The following is a 13,205-nucleotide window of genomic DNA, read 5'->3' as shown; positions in this document are numbered from 1 at the left end:
GTCGAAGGGGGAGGGAAATAGAGAATAACCGCTCTATTTCCCTCCCCTTTTTTGTGTACCTTTTATCGGGCACGTCTAAGCAGCGCGATACTTACGGTTCTTACTACGCGGCGGAGCCGTAGGAACAATCAGCTTCGCCTCCACAAGATGGCGCAAATCATTCGTAATGGAGGTACGTGAAGCGCCCCGACCCCAATGCTCTTGGATATATGTCGTGGAAACAGCCTCGCCCTGTGCACGCAGGCCACGCACAATACCAGCCTGGCGTTCGCTGAGGCCGTCAAGCGACGCATCGGCGCCTGCCGGTTCGACGGTGTCGGCTGAATGTTTGCCCGTGGAATGGGTTGCTTGCTGAGTCTTATCCTCAGGCGCGGTCTTCTGTTCCGTAGAAGACGCACCCTGCGGGGGCTGCATCAGAGTGACCTGCACATAGAGTAGACGGTCAGCAAACTGGGGAGCGGGCAGACCCGCCTCCTTCAGTGCGCGTAGAACCGTGGGAATACCGGAAGCCCTATTCTCTGCAATCAAACGCCCCGTACCCGGGTCGGGCAGATCAGTCAGAATGCTTGCCAAGTAGCTGTTGCGGGTTGAAGAAACACCGGGCTGACCGAAATCTCGGATAGTCACAGCACCGTAGATACCGCCCGGGCTACGCACCACCAGGCGGTTGGTGTAGAGCTCAACCTGCACCTGCGAGCCGCGCGCACCCGGCGAGTAGTCGCGGTGCATGAGGGCGTTAACCAAGAGCTCGCGGATAGCCTCCAGCGGATACTCGTAGCGCTCAACCCGCCCGATACCGCTACTGTTGAGGCCCTCCATCGTGGACGTTTTGCGCATATTGCGAACCAAAACGCCCATAGCTTCATCCAACATGGAGGGGATAGGCCCGGTACAGCTGTGATTGTCCAGAAAACGTCGACCGTCCTCAGTGACCTCACCAAGCTCTTCACCGGGAAGAACAACAACGCTCATCATCAGCTGCGGGAAGAACGCCTGCGGGTAGGATCCCATGGCGAGAAGCGCCCCAAGAGTGGGCACTTCTCGGCCCTCAGAATCGATGCGTAGAATGCGTGCCTGCAGAAGAACCTCACGGTCAGAAAGCGCCGCAAAAACGCGAGGTTGCTCCTCGCGCAGGCGAGCGACATAGGCACTCACAAGGGTGGGAGAGAGGTCCTTGAAGCTTGCCTCGCTGACCAGCTCCTCGTCGTAGCGGGGCTGACTGCGGTTCTCTAGGAAGCGGTCAATCTCGTACTTGGTGAGGCGAATATCGGCCTCGCCGACGCGCTGGTAGGAGCCGTTGTACATGCCGTGTGTTTCGATGTAGTAGGGCTTCTGCGTCGGGTCGCCGGGGAGTACGTCGATGCGCACGATACGGTGCTGCTCATCTGCCGCCTCAATTTGAATATCTACCGGGGGTCGAGGCGTGATCTTGGAACGGATTGCCTCAACGGATGCGTCGTGGACTGCCTGTGCATTGAAACCTTCAACCGGTTGCAGACCCTCTGCCGGGTCGGTCAGGCCAAGAAGGATGGTGCCACCGTCGCCGTTAGCGAAGGCGCTAACGGTTTCAAGAACGGACTTAGGGAACCCGCCAGCGGCAGCTTTGACTTCTACCCGCCCGTTTTCAGCCCGGTTATGGCGTAGGTTTTTGATGAGTTCGGCGGTGTTTGTTTCCATGCATGCTCCCGATGGCTACTTCTTGGTGAACGTCATAGCAACGTCATAACAGCATCATAACAATTTCTGTTATGAAGTTGTTATGATCCTGCGATAATGTTGTTATGATGCGATATTTTCCTCGCGCCTTGAACCTTGAAAACCCCGGATTTGCAAGCTAAAACCGGGTATTTTGCCGGCGCTGATTGAGCGCGCATCATAACAGCCGTCATAACAACTTCTGTTATGACAGCTGATATGATGCCCCGTCATAATCCGCAATAAACGACACATAGGTACCCGCACTTGGTGCGCCCCCGTGACGGTGGCACAGTATAAAGTCGAGCCACTATCGACTCCCCGCCCATCCCCGGCGGGCAGATACACCAGGAGCAAACCAATGGCTGAACACACTTTCGGCTTCCGAACCCGCGCACTACACGCGGGCGGCACCCCCGACGCCGAGCACGGATCCCGCGCGGTCCCCATCTACCAGACCACCTCCTTCGTCTTCAAGGACGCTGACGACGCGGCGAACCTCTTCTCCCTGCAGAAGTACGGCAACATCTACTCGCGTCTGTCCAACCCCACCGTCGCCGCGCTGGAGGAGCGCATCGCCTCCCTCGAAGGCGGTATCGGTGCGGTAGCGACCGCCTCCGGCATGGCTGCCGAGTTCATCACCTTCGCGGCGCTCTGCCAGCAGGGCGACCACATTGTCGCCTCCTCGCAGCTGTACGGCGGCACCGTCACCCAGCTGGACGTGTCCCTGCGCCGCTTCGGCATTGAGACCACCTTCGTGCCCGGCACCGACCCCGCCGACTACAAGGCGGCACTGACCGAGAACACCAAGGCAATCTACACCGAGATCGTGGCGAACCCCTCCGGTGAGGTTGCCGACCTGGAAGGCCTCGCAGAGGTCGCACACGAGGCGGGCATCCCCCTGGTCGTGGACGCAACCCTGTCCACCCCCTACCTGATCCGCCCCATCGAGCACGGCGCGGACATCGTCATTCACTCGGTCACCAAGTTCCTGGGCGGTCACGGCACCACCCTCGGCGGTATCGTCGTCGAGTCCGGTCGTTTCAACTGGGGTAACGGCAACTTCCCGTCCATGACCGAGCCGGTTCCCTCCTACAACGGCGTGTCCTGGTGGGGTAACTTCGGTGAGTTCGGTTTCCTGACCAAGCTGCGTTCTGAGCAGCTGCGTGACTTCGGTCCGTCGCTGAGCCCGCAGTCCGCGTTCAACCTGCTGCAGGGCGTTGAGACCCTGCCGCAGCGCATGGACGCGCACCTGGCGAACGCTAAGCAGGTTGTCGCATGGCTGGTTGAGGATCAGCGTATCGCCTACGTGAACTACGCCGGTCTGGAAGATCACCCGCACCACGAGCGTGCGAAGAAGCTGCTGCCGCTGGGTGTCGGTTCCGTGTTCTCCTTCGGTGTGAAGGGCACTGAGAAGGCTTCCGGCCGCCTGGTTGGTGGCGAGTTCATCGGTGCCCTGCAGTTGGCAAGCCACCTGGCGAACATTGGTGACGCCCGCACCCTGGTGCTGCACCCGGGTTCGACCACGCACCAGCAGCTGACCGCTGAGCAGCTGGCTGCTGGCGGTGTCGGTGAGGACCTGATCCGCATTTCTGTGGGTCTGGAAGACGTTGAAGACATCATTTGGGACCTGGATCAGGCGCTGACCTACGCGACCGGCCTGAACCACGCCGGTGAGCGTGTGGGCGAGTCCAGCGCAGACAAGGTTGTGGAGGCTGAGGAGGCGGTTGCCGCCGCTAAGGCCGCCGAGGACGCTGCCGCCGCTGAGGCTGCTGCTGGCGCATCCTGCTCCCTGCCTACTACCACTCAGGAGGAGAAGTAATGACTGAGAAGCGTACCTGGGTGGGTCCTTCCGCCCCTGAGCGTCTGAACATTCTGCGTAATACCCGCACGATCGCGATTGTGGGTATGAGCGATAAGATTTCGCGTGCCTCGTACTTTGTGGCAACGTATCTGCAGTCGGCGTCGCCGTACAAGCTGTATTTTGTGAACCCGATTCTGGCGGCGAAGGGCAAGCTTGTGCTGGGTCAGCCGGTGTACCCGTCGCTGCAGGACCTGCCGGAGGTCCCGGATCTGGTGGAGATTTTCCGCCGTAATGAGGACCTGCCGGGCGTGGTTCAGGAGGCTGTGGATCTGGGCGCGAAGACCGTGTGGATGCAGCTGGGCTCCTGGAGTGAGGAGGCTGCCGCGATTGGTGAGGCTGCCGGCCTGAACGTGGTGATGGATAAGTGCGTGAAGATTGAGCATGCGCGTTTCCACGGTGGCCTGCACCTGGCTGGTTTCAACACGGGCGTGATTTCTTCGAAGCGTCAGGTGCTGTCGAAGTAGCCTGCGGCTGTGTAAGCCGCGGCTTGTAATTACAAAAATCAGGCGCTTGCAAGCGTTTGAACGGAGGGGGGCGTACCCGGGGTGATTCCCGGGCGCGCCCCTCTTTTTGTGCGCGGTATCGCCCCTTGTGGAGGGCGGTTCAGCTTTAAGGTAAACCTACCCTTACGCTTTCGCACCGTAAGCCGGTATCCTAGTGTGGAGCCCGGCGGCCGGTACTCAGCACACACGCGTACCGACCGCCGGGTCTTTTCACGCGCGAAATATGACGAAATATATGTCTAAAATGTCGAAATATAACGCTATTTTTCGGTCATAAAAAGTCACTCGGTCACAGAAAAGAAAAAACTAGTCAGCCACTAAAAAGAGCCATAAGCTAGCAATATATTTATCCCCCGCATTTTATGCCCAACCTTAGCCGAGGACAGCATGACCGGATTCACCACGAAGGCAATTCACACCACGGACCGCGACAACCCGTACGGCTCCATCCTGCCTCCGATCTACACGACCACCACCTACGCCCAGCCCTGTGACGGCACCGAAGGCCCCTACGACTACCAGCGCGGCGGCAACCCCACCCGCGGAGCCCTCGAAACCACGCTCGCAACCCTCGAAGGCGCCAAGCACGCCTTCGCCTACCCCTCCGGAATGGGCGCCACCGCTGCCGCCCTCGGCATCCTCAAGGAAGGCGAAACCCTGCTGCTGGGCATGCCCTCCTACGGCGGCACCTACCGCTTCGCAACCATCGAACTGCCCGCCCGCGGCGTCAAGACCCGCTTCATCGGCGACTTCACGGCCCTCACCGACGAGGACTTCGCCGACAACGTGACCATGGTGTTCCTGGAGAGCCCCTCCAACCCGCTGCTTCGCGTGAGTGACATCGCCGCCATCGCAGAAATCGCCCACCGCAACGGTGCAATCGTGGTCGTCGATAACACCTTCATGACCCCGCTGCTGCAGAAGCCTCTCGACCTGGGCGCGGACATCAGCGTGCAGTCCGCCACCAAGTACCTGGGTGGCCACGCCGACCTGCTCGGAGGCGTCGCCGCAACCAACGATGACGCGCTCGCCGAGCGCCTCTGGCACCTGCAGATGATTACCGGCGCAATGCTTTCGCCCACCGACTCCTACCGCCTGCTGCAGGAAGTCAAGACCCTCAAGCTGCGCCTGACTCAGCAGCAGAAGAACACCATCGAGGTCATCAACTATCTGGAGGCGCACCCCGCCGTGAAGCGCGTGCTCTACGCGGGTTCGCACAGCGAGTACGAGGCGCAGGTGCACGCCCGCCAGGCGAACGGCCTGGGCGCGCTCATCTCCATGGAACTGGTGGACGGCGCCGACCTGCCCGCCTTCCTTGAAGCCCTGAAGATTTTCACCCACGCGGTGAGCCTGGGCGGTATCGAGTCGCTGGTGGTTCGCCCCGCGCTCATGGTGCAGGCTGCCTACACGCAGGCGCACCGCGACGAGTACGGCGTGAGCGACAACCTCATCCGCCTGGCGATCGGTATTGAGGAGATTGAGGACATCATCGAGGACCTGGAGCGCGGCCTGACCGCAGCCCTGGCTCATCAGGCGTAGTCCCCGAGCATCAGATACCGCGCGCCCGTATGGCGCGATTCTAGGTGCTTTGAATATATGTCGTATATAGCGCTCAAAATACCGGATTAATGTATTTCTTTCAATGTAAAAGAATGTTTTTAATGCGGGTATTTTGTGTGCCCTCACCGCATTTTTATATGACGTTGCGTGAACATATTAACCCCCGTGAAGTTTATCTAGAACGGCATAAAAAATGCGGGTAGGGTAAATCTCAGATACACGACGACACCCAGCAGCTACACCCGCGTTTGGGGTAGCCCGGACGAAAGAGAACCACCATGAGCCAGCAGAATCAGCTCGAACCGACCGGCTTCACGACCCGCACTATCCATGCCGTGCACGATACCCGCTACGATGCGTCCGTACCACCGGTCTACCTGGCGAGCACTTTCGGTACCGCAGGTGAGGACACCACCTACATGTATCAGCGCGGCGCGAACCCCACCCGCGATAACCTGCAGGCGACCCTCGCTGCCCTCGAGGGTGCCGAGCACGCTTATGCGTACCCCTCCGGCATGGCGGCAACCGCGGCGGCTCTTGGTGTTCTGGAGGCGGGCGACACCCTGCTGCTGGGCATGCCGACCTACGGCGGCACCTACCGCTTTGCGACCACCGAGCTGACTAAGCGCGCCGTGAAGACCCGCTTCATCAGTGACTTCACGACTCTGAGCGATGAGGACTTTACCCCGGACGTGAAGGTCGTCTTCCTTGAGACCCCCACGAACCCGACCCTGCAGGTCACTGACATTGCCGCGGTTGCGGAGCTGGCGCACCGCCACGGCGCCCTGCTGATCGTAGACAACACCTTCATGACCCCCTACCTGCAGCGTCCCCTGGAGCTCGGCGCGGACATCACCGTGCAGTCCGCCACCAAGTTCCTGGCCGGTCACGCAGACCTGCTTGCCGGCGTTGCGGCGACGAACGACCCCGACCTGGCGGTTCTGCTGCACCGCGGTCAGCTCGTTAGCGGTGCGCTGCTGCCCCCGATTGACTCCTACCGCCTGCTGCAGGACGTGAAGACCCTGGCCCTGCGCCTGGATCGTCAGCAGCAGAACACCCGCAAGATTATCGAGTTCCTCTCCGAACGTCCCGAGGTTGAGAAGATTTTCTACGCCGGTAGCTCCTCCGAGGAACAGGCGGAGGTGCAGTCCCGCCAGGCAAGCGGCATCGGCTCCGTCTTCTCACTGCTGCTCAAGGACGGCGGCGACGCGCAGGCCTTCGCCCGCGCCCTGCCCATCTTCGTGAACGCCGTGAGCCTGGGCGGCATCGAATCGCTCGTGAGCCTGCCCGCGCACACCACGCACGGCGCCTACGCCCAGGAGCACCGCGACGAGTTCGGCGTGGACGACCGCCTCGTGCGCCTGGCGATCGGCATCGAGGATGTTCAGGACCTCATCGCGGCACTGGAGATTGGCCTGAAGGCCGCCTTCGCCGGCTAGGTTCGTGCCGCCGGTTCATACCGCTGGCGAACGTCGCCGGTTCATACCGCAGATTTCAACTTTCACACCACACATCAACGTAGATTAAGGAACCAAGAATGACCGTTCTCAACACCTCCGCCGTGCTGAACCGACGCTCCCTGCTACTGGGCGCGGCCCTCGCCGGAACCACCGGCCTGCTCGCCGCCTGCTCCGGCGGTAACGGCTCCAGCGCAGGCTCCGCACAGAGCTCCTCCAACCTGCTGGAGTCCATCAAGTCCGCGGGCAAAATCCGCATCGGCGTGGAGGGTACCTACCGCCCCTACACCTACCACGACGCCTCCGGTAAGCTCGCCGGCTTCGAGTACGACATCGCCGAGACCCTCGCCAAGGACCTGGGCGTGACCGCCGAGTACATCGAAACCCCCTGGGACTCGCTTATCGCCGGCGTGGACGCGGGCCGCTACGACATCGTGCTCAATAACGTGGCGCCCACCGAGGAGCGCAAGAAGAAGTACGATTTCTCCGTGCCCTACGCGCACTCCCGTGCCCGCGTGGGCGTGAAGAAGGACTCGAGCCTGAAGAACGCCTCCGAAATCTCCGGCCACACCGCCGCCCAGAGCGCCACCAGCAACTACCGCAAGCTCGTAGAGGAACGCGGCGCCACCATTATCGAGGTCACAGGCTTCGATGAGGCCATCGAGCAGGTGCTCACCGGCCGCGCTGAGCTGACCGCCAACGACTCCGTGTCCTTCGCCGAGTACTTCAAGGAGCACCCGGACGCCAACCTGCGCCTGCTGGATGGTGAGGTCGGCCCCGGCACCAACGTCGCCGTTCTGCTGCCTAAGAACCAGACCGCGCTGAAGGATGCGATTGACGCCTCCATCAAGAAGCACCTGGGCAACGGTGACTTCAAAGCAATTTTCGAGAAGCATGTGAACGAGGACTTGAGCCCCGCCTCCTAGGCTTTCGTGAAAGGCTCGGAAGGGGCTCGGAAAGGGCTCACCCTCCAGGACTTCTGAAATTGCGTCGTGGTTGATGTCTCCGTGGCTTATCCTGCACCGATGAGAGAATATGACGGAATGTTACGTTGAATTCTTTCCCACCGGGAATAGCTGTACGATAGCCAGCGTTGCACCCGCAGAGAGGGGCACACCGCACGATGCCCCGGGTTACCGCAGGGTGACAACCCGCAACTACAAGAGCATCAACCACCACACGAAAGAAGAACACTATGTCCGCAATGATTAACCGCCGCACCGTCCTCGCAGGCTCCGCATTCACCGGCCTGGCTGCACTGCTCGCAGCGTGCGGTTCGTCCAGCAGCACCGCATCCAGCACCAACAAGCTGGAGGCTATCAAGTCTGCCGGCAAGATCCGTGTGGGCTTGGAGGGCACCTACCGCCCCTTCTCCTTCCACGACTCGAACGGCGCCCTGGTCGGTTTCGAGAAGGAAATCATCGACCTGGTCGCTAAGGACCTGGGCGTGACCGCAGAGTTCACCGAAACCCCCTGGGATTCGCTGATCGCCGGCGTGGACGCTGACCGCTACGACATCGTCATCAACAACGTTTCTGCAACCGACGAGCGCAAGCAGAAGTACGACTTCTCCGTACCCTACCTGTACTCCGAGCCGAAGGTTGCCGTGAAGAAGGATTCTTCCCTGCAGAACGTGAGCGAGATTTCCGGTCACTCCTCGGCGCAGTCTGAGACCTCGAACTTCCGCAAGATGGTGGAGGCGAAGGGTGCCTCGATCGTGGTCGTTTCCGGTTTCGATGAGGCTATCGAGCAGGTCCTCTCGGGCCGTGCAGAGATGACCGCGAACGACTCCGTGTCCTTCGCTGAGTACTTCAAGGAGCACCCGGACGCTAACCTGCGCCTGCTCGCCGGCGACCTGGGCACCGGCAGCAACTCCTCCATCCTGTTGCCTAAGGGCCAGGACGCCCTGCGTAACGCTATCGACGAGTCGCTGAAGAAGCACCTGCAGAACGGTGACATCAAGGCGATTTACGAGAAGTACGTGGGCGAAGACCTCTCCCCGAAGAACTAACACTCTCATAAGGAGCTGAGTTCCGCGCATGGAACGCTACCTCAACCTCTGGGCAGAATCACTGCCGCAGCTGCTGGCCTCAACGGTGGCAGTGACCATTCCGCTATCGCTCATCTCCTTCGTGCTGGCGCTGCTGGTGGGCATCGTGTCCGCCGGCGCGCGCACGAGCCGTTTTGCGCCGGTGAACTGGCTGGCGTGGGTGTACATTTGGGTTTTCCGTGGCACCCCGCTGCTGGTGCAGCTGTTCATCGTCTTTTACGGCTTGCCGAAGGTTGGTATTGCCCTGGACGTGTGGAGCGCCGCGATCATCACGATGAGCCTGCACACCGGCGCGTACGTGGCGGAGACCTTCCGTTCCGCGGTGGCGGCTATTCCGCGCGGCCAGTTTGAGGCGGCGGCAACCCTGAACTTCACCCGCATGCAGACCCTGCGCCACGTGGTCATTCCGCAGGCGGTGCGTATTGCTCTGCCGAACCTGGGCAACAACTTTATCGACCTGATTAAGGGCACCTCGCTGGTGTCGGTCATTTCGATGGTTGACCTGTTCCAGACCGGTAAGCAGATCGCGTCGCGTACTTTCGAGCCGCTGGCAATGTACTCCGAGGTCGCCATCATTTACCTGGTGATTTTCACTCTGCTGACCGCCGCACAGTCGGCCCTGGAGAAGTACAGCAACCGTTACGTAAGGAGCAACAATGCTTAGCGTTGATTCCCTGTCGAAGAGCTTCGGCGATACGCAGGTGCTCAAGAACATCAGCCTGGACATCCCCGACGGTGAGACCACGGTGATTCTGGGACCCTCCGGTAGCGGTAAGTCCACTCTGCTGCGCTGCCTGAACCTGCTGGAAACCCCGCAGTCAGGCACGCTCACCATTGACGATGCGCAGGTGGACTACAGCCAGAAGCTCACCGACGCGCAGGTGCGTGATATTCGTTCCCGTTCGGCAATGGTGTTTCAGCAGTTCAACCTGTTCCCGAACTACACGGCGTTGAAGAACGTGGCGCTCGCCCCGACCCTCAACGGCACCCTGAATGCTCAGCAGGCGCAGGAGCGTGCCCGCGAGCTGCTGGCGAAGGTGGGTCTTGCCGACAAGGTAGATTCCTATCCGGACGCTCTCTCTGGCGGCCAGCAGCAGCGTGTGGCGATTGCCCGCGCCCTGGCGCTGGAACCCTCCTACCTGCTCTTTGATGAGCCGACGAGTGCGCTGGATCCCGAGCTGGAGGCGGAGGTGATCCGCGTGCTGATGCAGCTGGCGAAGGAGGGTCGCTCCCTGGTCATCGTGACGCACAATATGGCGTTTGCGAAGAAGGTCGCGGATCGTATCGTGTTCCTGGAGAACGGCACCCTGCGCTATAACGGTGAGCCGACCGGTTTCTTTGCTTCGGATGATGAGCGTATCCGTAAGTTCTTGACCGTGTACGACAGCACCGAGTACACGATTTAGTCATACTGCACATAGTAAATATGGGCTGGTTTCTGCCGGTCAGATAATCATCTGACGAGCGGAAACCAGCCCATATTCTATATTCAGCATATATTCGTTCTACTCTGAAGGCCTCTTAGAACGACGATACTCATCCAGCTGCTCAGGACTGATCACCTGTAGCTGGTCGGTGAGCGGGTCACCTGGTGACCAGCCCTCATCCTGAACCGAGTTCTCTTCACGGTTGAAGAAGGTGAGCAGGCGGGGGCGGTGCACCTGAATGCCGCCCGGGGTGGTCGGCAGCTGCCAATTCTTCATATGGGAGAGCACACCAAACACCAGGCACAAGAGAATAGACAGTGCCATCGCCAGGTTAGGGCGGTGGAACAAGCCGGTTACCAGAGCAGTTTCAGAAGCACCCATAAACGCGACCGTTGCGTACAGGGAGTTACCGCCAAAGATCGCCGGAATGCGGTTGACCATAATGTCACGGATAACGCCGCCACCAACCGCGGTGGTGATGCCCAGGGCGATGGCGGGCAGCCAGTGCAGACCCAAGTTCAGGGACTTAATGGTGCCGGTTGCCGCCCACGCACCCATACCGATGAAGTCAATAATGAGCATGGTTCGGGTCGCCCACCGGGCACTCAAATCGATGCTGTACGCCAGAATCGAGGAGCCGATAGCACCAACCCAGTAGCCGCCGTCGGTGAGTGCCACCGGCAGGCCCGAGTTGAGCAGAATGTCACGGATCATACCGCCACCCATGCCGCAGGCGACCGCGAGCAGCAAGAAGCCCACAATATCGAACCGGAAGGCGCGCGCCACGGCACCGCCGAGCAGGCCGTTAGCGACAACGGCGGCAATGTCGACGATGCGGAATACCTGGTCCGGGTCAAAGAGCTCGTGCATGGGCGTTCTCCTGCGTACGTGATGCATGTCTGGGTGGGTGCCGATAGGGAAGGCGCGCACGGTGGGCGGGTCGGGTGACGACGTTATCACCGCATCCGGCTCTGTCTGCCTGTGCGCGTACCTGAAATGGCACCGATTTATTGTAGACCCGCCGCCGCTCCTGCTCCTATTTGAAAGGTGCTCATGACGAGCTCTGAGACGGAACCAAGAAGCCTGTGGACGCGCTAAAAGATGGGCGTAGAATGGGAAATCTCCACCCCCAATGCTCTGTCATGATTGTTTTTGCGCTTGGCGCCACATGGTGTGCCATTGCCGGCGCGGCGCTGTCGGCGCTCATGGTGTGGTTGCCATCGCGCAGCCGGAACGCTCGCTAAGCTGGGACTAGACGAAATCTGCGTAAGGTGAAAGGAGCCGCCGTGGCGGTATCACGCGACGACGTTTTCGGGGTCCTGCAGGGGATCGTACCCCACCTGGAGGAGGCGCTTCCTGGCTGGTCGGTGCGCCCCAACACTACGGGGACCGGTGCGGTGGGACTCTACCTGGACGGTCCCGATCTGCCCCTGGCCGGCGTGAACGTCGATGGTGAGCCGGTCGCCCGGCACCTGTGCGGTACGATTCAGACCGCCGACCGCGGCCTGCCGCAGGAGCTCGGGCAGGTGCGTTACCAGTACATCCTGGGTGTGAGCGTGGCGGAGCACGAGAGCGAGTACCCCGAGCTGGCCGACCTGGCGAGCGTGGGGGAGCCGAGCTGGGTTCCCGCGTTGAGGGCACTGGAGGCTCTGGTTGAGTGCGAGGGGCGCGAGGCGCTGTTCATCAGCCGCGGCGGGTACGTGCCCGGTCGCCGCGCCCTGGGTAAGCGCCGCGTGGCGCTACGCCGCGAGTTCTTTCCGGGTAAGCCCTGGCTGGGGTTGGGCACGATTGACTGGTGCGCGGGCGTGCGCTCGACCCCGGTGTACGCCGAGGACTTGGCGGCTCTGGTTGCCGCGGCGACGCGCCTGGCGAGTAGCTGGGATGCCGCCCTGCGCATTGTCTCTGCGGACAGCCAAAAGTAGTTAAAACAGAGCGGCGCATCCGCCCCCGTGTGGGGGAGCGGATGCGCCGCTTCTGTGTAAGCTCTAACGCTTAGTGGGTTTAGCCCAGTGCCTCAGCCAGATCGAACGAGTCAAGCCGTATGAGATATTGCCTTATCGATAGCATGCAAGGGTGATGCATCCTGCCGCCTCTACGGGGGCGTAACCGTAGCGTTTGTAGAGCGCAATGGCGTGTTCACTAGCAACGTCGGTAGTAATGAGCCGCTGTCGAATGTCTTCTCGGTCAAAGTCATCAATGACACGCTTTAGAAGCGCAGAACCAATGCCCTGTCGTTGGGCGTGCGGATGCACTAGGAGATCCTGAATGTAGGCGATAGAGTGTCCGTCCCCGACGGCGCGGACTAGCCCGACGAGCCGTCCCGTTCCGTCCGTGGTTGCCTCTCGTGCGGTGTAGAGATACCGTGAGCCTTCCAACATCGGGATGAGACGTTCGGGTGTTTTGGTATAGGCACTCCAGCCCACAGAATCGTAAAGCTCAGTAAGTTCTTCCACGCTGGGAAGGGGGCTGGTGGAGTCCAAAATACAGTACCGCATACAGGCATTGTATAGCGCCAAATCGAGGGAATTTAGAAACTGCCGCCCAACACGTTGCTGGGCTTGAGGACATAAAGGAAGCGGCGCATCCGACCCGTAAAGGGGTGGATGCGCCGCTTGTTTCAAGCTCTAACGCTTAGTGGGTTTAGCCCAG

Annotated in this window: 12 protein-coding genes; 9 read left to right on the top strand and 3 right to left on the bottom strand. The window is 60.7% G+C overall.

Features of this window, described 5'->3' with window-relative positions; translation table 11 throughout:
* Nucleotides 1-75: 75 nt before the first annotated feature.
* Nucleotides 76-1,677, bottom strand: a complete 1,602-nt coding sequence (locus tag HMPREF2682_RS09015) for an ATP-binding protein (RefSeq protein WP_070833437.1) — start codon at nucleotides 1,675-1,677, stop codon at nucleotides 76-78.
* A 379-nt stretch (nucleotides 1,678-2,056) separates the two neighbouring features.
* Between HMPREF2682_RS09015 and HMPREF2682_RS09010 the strand changes: the two genes are divergently transcribed.
* The 8 genes from HMPREF2682_RS09010 (at nucleotide 2,057) to HMPREF2682_RS08975 (ending at nucleotide 10,535) form a co-directional block, all read left to right on the top strand.
* Nucleotides 2,057-3,517, top strand: coding sequence for an O-acetylhomoserine aminocarboxypropyltransferase/cysteine synthase family protein (locus tag HMPREF2682_RS09010; RefSeq protein WP_070833435.1), 1,461 nt, complete (start codon nucleotides 2,057-2,059; stop codon nucleotides 3,515-3,517).
* A complete protein-coding gene (locus tag HMPREF2682_RS09005; protein WP_005509183.1) occupies nucleotides 3,517-4,023 on the top strand; it encodes a CoA-binding protein in 507 nt (168 codons plus the stop codon). The genes HMPREF2682_RS09010 and HMPREF2682_RS09005 overlap by 1 nt, the downstream gene beginning before the upstream one ends.
* A gap of 426 nt (nucleotides 4,024-4,449) precedes the next feature.
* On the top strand, nucleotides 4,450-5,601 hold the full coding sequence (locus tag HMPREF2682_RS09000; RefSeq protein WP_012904272.1) for a trans-sulfuration enzyme family protein: 1,152 nt from the start codon (nucleotides 4,450-4,452) through the stop codon (nucleotides 5,599-5,601).
* A gap of 299 nt (nucleotides 5,602-5,900) precedes the next feature.
* Nucleotides 5,901-7,061: a trans-sulfuration enzyme family protein gene (locus HMPREF2682_RS08995; RefSeq protein WP_070833433.1), complete on the top strand. Its 1,161-nt coding sequence runs from the start codon at nucleotides 5,901-5,903 to the stop codon at nucleotides 7,059-7,061.
* Between the two features lie 98 nt (nucleotides 7,062-7,159).
* Nucleotides 7,160-8,005 (top strand): transporter substrate-binding domain-containing protein, encoded by an 846-nt coding sequence (locus HMPREF2682_RS08990; protein ID WP_070833431.1) that lies wholly within the window; start codon nucleotides 7,160-7,162, stop codon nucleotides 8,003-8,005.
* A 269-nt stretch (nucleotides 8,006-8,274) separates the two neighbouring features.
* Nucleotides 8,275-9,090 carry a transporter substrate-binding domain-containing protein gene (locus tag HMPREF2682_RS08985; protein ID WP_070833429.1) on the top strand — a complete coding sequence of 272 codons (816 nt, stop codon included), beginning with the start codon at nucleotides 8,275-8,277 and terminating at the stop codon, nucleotides 9,088-9,090.
* A gap of 28 nt (nucleotides 9,091-9,118) precedes the next feature.
* Nucleotides 9,119-9,793, top strand: coding sequence for an amino acid ABC transporter permease (locus HMPREF2682_RS08980; protein ID WP_070833423.1), 675 nt, complete (start codon nucleotides 9,119-9,121; stop codon nucleotides 9,791-9,793).
* Complete coding sequence (locus tag HMPREF2682_RS08975; RefSeq protein ID WP_005507268.1) at nucleotides 9,786-10,535, top strand: amino acid ABC transporter ATP-binding protein; 750 nt, start codon at nucleotides 9,786-9,788, stop codon at nucleotides 10,533-10,535. The genes HMPREF2682_RS08980 and HMPREF2682_RS08975 overlap by 8 nt, the downstream gene beginning before the upstream one ends.
* A gap of 99 nt (nucleotides 10,536-10,634) precedes the next feature.
* On the opposite strand, the gene HMPREF2682_RS08970 is transcribed toward HMPREF2682_RS08975, so the two are convergent.
* Nucleotides 10,635-11,426 carry a trimeric intracellular cation channel family protein gene (locus tag HMPREF2682_RS08970; RefSeq protein WP_070833421.1) on the bottom strand — a complete coding sequence of 264 codons (792 nt, stop codon included), beginning with the start codon at nucleotides 11,424-11,426 and terminating at the stop codon, nucleotides 10,635-10,637.
* Nucleotides 11,427-11,842: 416 nt separating this feature from the next.
* Between HMPREF2682_RS08970 and HMPREF2682_RS08965 the strand changes: the two genes are divergently transcribed.
* Nucleotides 11,843-12,478 carry an L-alanine-DL-glutamate epimerase gene (locus HMPREF2682_RS08965; RefSeq protein ID WP_070833419.1) on the top strand — a complete coding sequence of 212 codons (636 nt, stop codon included), beginning with the start codon at nucleotides 11,843-11,845 and terminating at the stop codon, nucleotides 12,476-12,478.
* A gap of 132 nt (nucleotides 12,479-12,610) precedes the next feature.
* On the opposite strand, the gene HMPREF2682_RS08960 is transcribed toward HMPREF2682_RS08965, so the two are convergent.
* Nucleotides 12,611-12,934: a GNAT family N-acetyltransferase gene (locus HMPREF2682_RS08960; RefSeq protein ID WP_246827305.1), complete on the bottom strand. Its 324-nt coding sequence runs from the start codon at nucleotides 12,932-12,934 to the stop codon at nucleotides 12,611-12,613.
* Nucleotides 12,935-13,205: the final 271 nt, after the last annotated feature.

Source organism: Rothia sp. HMSC061D12 (genome assembly GCF_001836735.1).
In the GTDB taxonomy this organism is placed as follows: Bacteria; Actinomycetota; Actinomycetes; order Actinomycetales; family Micrococcaceae; genus Rothia.
This window is presented reverse-complemented; position numbering and strand designations above follow the sequence as displayed.

Excerpts from the sequence above, each read along its gene's own strand:
- HMPREF2682_RS09015 (WP_070833437.1), bottom strand. The coding sequence starts at position 1,677 with ATGGAAACAAACACCGCCGAACTCATCAAAAACCTACGCCATAACCGG.
- HMPREF2682_RS09010 (WP_070833435.1), top strand. The coding sequence starts at position 2,057 with ATGGCTGAACACACTTTCGGCTTCCGAACCCGCGCACTACACGCGGGC.
- HMPREF2682_RS09005 (WP_005509183.1), top strand. The coding sequence starts at position 3,517 with ATGACTGAGAAGCGTACCTGGGTGGGTCCTTCCGCCCCTGAGCGTCTG.
- HMPREF2682_RS09000 (WP_012904272.1), top strand. The coding sequence starts at position 4,450 with ATGACCGGATTCACCACGAAGGCAATTCACACCACGGACCGCGACAAC.
- HMPREF2682_RS08995 (WP_070833433.1), top strand. The coding sequence starts at position 5,901 with ATGAGCCAGCAGAATCAGCTCGAACCGACCGGCTTCACGACCCGCACT.
- HMPREF2682_RS08990 (WP_070833431.1), top strand. The coding sequence starts at position 7,160 with ATGACCGTTCTCAACACCTCCGCCGTGCTGAACCGACGCTCCCTGCTA.
- HMPREF2682_RS08985 (WP_070833429.1), top strand. The coding sequence starts at position 8,275 with ATGTCCGCAATGATTAACCGCCGCACCGTCCTCGCAGGCTCCGCATTC.
- HMPREF2682_RS08980 (WP_070833423.1), top strand. The coding sequence starts at position 9,119 with ATGGAACGCTACCTCAACCTCTGGGCAGAATCACTGCCGCAGCTGCTG.
- HMPREF2682_RS08975 (WP_005507268.1), top strand. The coding sequence starts at position 9,786 with ATGCTTAGCGTTGATTCCCTGTCGAAGAGCTTCGGCGATACGCAGGTG.
- HMPREF2682_RS08970 (WP_070833421.1), bottom strand. The coding sequence starts at position 11,426 with ATGCACGAGCTCTTTGACCCGGACCAGGTATTCCGCATCGTCGACATT.
- HMPREF2682_RS08960 (WP_246827305.1), bottom strand. The coding sequence starts at position 12,934 with ATGTTGGAAGGCTCACGGTATCTCTACACCGCACGAGAGGCAACCACG.